Annotated in this window: 1 protein-coding gene; it reads left to right on the forward strand. The window is 51.0% G+C overall.

The window, feature by feature from the left end; genetic code table 11:
• Positions 1 to 208 (forward strand): tetratricopeptide repeat protein (locus HMPREF2726_RS01645; protein ID WP_148132454.1); only part of this gene is annotated, 208 nt, incomplete at both ends.

Consider the following 208-nt stretch of genomic DNA (forward strand, 5'->3'; position numbering starts at 1 on the left):
ATGCACAGGCGGTGCAGTGGTATCGCAAGGCGGCAGAACAAGGATTGGCCGATGCCCAATATAATTTGGGTATGATGTATGCCAATGGGCAAGGAGTTCGTCAAGACTATGCAGAGGCAGTGCGATGGTTTCGCAAAACGGCAGAGCAAGGGCTTGCAGAAGCCCAATATAATCTAGGCCTGGCATATGAACAAGGACAAGGTGTGAG

Origin of the sequence: Neisseria sp. HMSC074B07 (genome assembly GCF_001810355.1) — a bacterium.
GTDB lineage: Bacteria > Pseudomonadota > Gammaproteobacteria > Burkholderiales > Neisseriaceae > Neisseria.